This window comes from Streptomyces xiaopingdaonensis, assembly GCF_000262345.1.
In the GTDB taxonomy this organism is placed as follows: domain Bacteria; phylum Actinomycetota; class Actinomycetes; order Streptomycetales; family Streptomycetaceae; genus Streptomyces; species Streptomyces xiaopingdaonensis.
The window spans coordinates 1-1,825 of record NZ_AJTQ01000013.1; the positions used below are offsets into that span (position 1 = coordinate 1).

At 72.1% G+C, this 1,825-nt stretch carries 3 protein-coding genes; 2 read left to right on the forward strand and 1 reads right to left on the reverse strand.

Annotated elements, in window-relative coordinates; genetic code table 11:
* Window positions 1–74 precede the first annotated feature (74 nt).
* Complete coding sequence (locus UWG_RS0100720; protein ID WP_016905283.1) at window positions 75–674, forward strand: chaplin; 600 nt, start codon at window positions 75–77, stop codon at window positions 672–674.
* A gap of 76 nt (window positions 675–750) precedes the next feature.
* Here UWG_RS0100720 and UWG_RS0100725 read toward each other — a convergent pair whose 3' ends face one another.
* Window positions 751–939, reverse strand: coding sequence for a DUF5703 family protein (locus UWG_RS0100725; protein WP_026328034.1), 189 nt, complete (start codon window positions 937–939; stop codon window positions 751–753).
* 47 nt (window positions 940–986) lie between these two features.
* Here UWG_RS0100725 and UWG_RS29260 point away from each other — a divergent pair, with 47 nt between their 5' ends.
* Window positions 987–1,763: a hypothetical protein gene (locus UWG_RS29260; protein ID WP_050988484.1), complete on the forward strand. Its 777-nt coding sequence runs from the start codon at window positions 987–989 to the stop codon at window positions 1,761–1,763.
* The last annotated feature ends 62 nt before the right edge of the window (window positions 1,764–1,825 follow it).

The following is a 1,825-nucleotide window of genomic DNA, read 5'->3' on the forward strand; positions in this document are numbered from 1 at the left end:
ACTTTTCTGGGGGCGGACGCTTCGCCGACCTCCCCCGTGATTCGTCCAGCATCAGGCAAGTCAGGGGAAGAACTATGCGACAGGTCACCAAGCAGGGCCTGCTCACCATCGTTGCGGCAGGCGGCGTGCTCGCCATGTCCGGCGCCGGCACCGCGCTCGCCGACTCCGGAGCACAGGGCGGCGCCGAGGGCTCGCCAGGCGTGCTCTCGGGCAACAGCGTCCAGGTACCGATCGACGTTCCGGTCAACCTGTGCGGCAACAGCGTCTCCGTGATCGGGCTGCTCAACCCGACCTTCGGCAACACCTGCCACAACGGTGGCGAGAGCGTCACGCCGCCCCCGGAGAAGCCGAGCCCCGAGCCGCCGAAGCCGGGGCAGAGCACTCCGGAGGCCCCTCCGGAGCACCCCTCGACTCCGGACAAGCCCGCGACTCCGGACCGGCCCGACACCCCGGCCCAGCCGCCCGCGCCCGAGCAGCCGGGCGAGCGCACGGTGCCGGAGGAGACTCCCGCTCCCGAGCAGGAAGAGGAGCGTGCGGTGCCGGCTTCCTACGAGTCCCCGCAGCTTGCGGAGACGGGCAGCGGCTCGCAGATGGCCGTCGTCGCACCGCTCGGCGGCGCGCTGCTCCTGGGCGGTTACGTCCTCTACCGCCGCTCGCGCGCCGTCGCGCGCTGAGTCGCACGCACTCCGGGGGAGGGGCCGCAAGCGGCCCCTCCCCCTTCGTCTCTCCCCTTCGTCGTGCCGACCGGGCTCACCAGGTGGGACGCGGCTGGCGGATGATGCGGCGGCGCAGCCGTACCCGTCGGCTCCCGTCCGGGTAGAGGCGGGTGCGGGCGAGCTCCCAGTGGCCGTACTCGGCGTGCTCGGTCAGGAGTTGGGTCGTGTCCTTGCGCGAGACTCCGCGGGGGACGTACACATCGCGAAATTCGTATTCCGGCATCTCATCTATTGTGCGGGCAGTGCCCCTCTGCGGATAGCGTCTACCGTATGTCTGATGCTGCGCAGCCCAGCGCTGCCGATGTACGCGCTGCCGCCGAGGCGGTGAAGGCCGCCCTCGACCGGCACCTGGAGGCGGTCGAGCGGCGTGCCGAGGTGCCCGAGGGGACCGCCTCGGCGCAGGAGGCCGCATACGAGTCCGCCGTCTATGCCGCCTTCGACGAGCTTGCGCAGGCAGGCGAAGCCTACGACGAGCTCCTCTACGAAGTGCACGACGAGGTCACCCCGTTCGAGATCCCGAGCGGCGACGGGAGCGCCACCGGCTACCGCGGCCCGGCGGTCCCGAGCGCGCTCAACGTCTTCGCGCGGCGCGACTACACCGTCGTCGAGCCGGAACGGCTGCTCGCCCACGTCGAACGCCTCTCCGCCTTCGATCCGGAAGCCCCCGACACGGACGACGAGGAGGCGGCGGGCGCCGGCGTCCACTCGGCGCTCGGGGTCCTCTTCGGGGAGTACGAGCCCGACGAGATCGCCGTCCGCCACAAGGAGTTCGGGCTGGAGCGCGGTGACTCCACGGTGTGGGTCGCCGCGGCCGACGAGCCGGCCGAGCCCGGCGAGTGGTTCTCGGCCCCCTTCGACCAGGCCGACCAGGAGCGCGTCGTCTGGCGCTTCGACTCCAGTCCGCTCTTCGACGACGAGGACACCGCCTTCACCCCGCTCGGCGGTCCCGACGAGGACGACTACGAACCGCTCGACGACTTCGACGACGGCGAGGACCTCGAGACCGAGGGGGAGTTCGGCCGGAACGAGGGAGGCGCCGGAAGGTAGCGGTTGCGCGCGGCCCGGTCCGCGCGCGGGGAGAACACGGGCGCGCTTCGGCCGCCCGCCGG

Bases quoted from the DNA above. Each gene is read 5' to 3' on its own strand.
- UWG_RS0100720 (WP_016905283.1), top strand. From the start codon at position 75: ATGCGACAGGTCACCAAGCAGGGCCTGCTCACCATCGTTGCGGCAGGC.
- UWG_RS0100725 (WP_026328034.1), bottom strand. From the start codon at position 939: ATGCCGGAATACGAATTTCGCGATGTGTACGTCCCCCGCGGAGTCTCG.
- UWG_RS29260 (WP_050988484.1), top strand. From the start codon at position 987: ATGTCTGATGCTGCGCAGCCCAGCGCTGCCGATGTACGCGCTGCCGCC.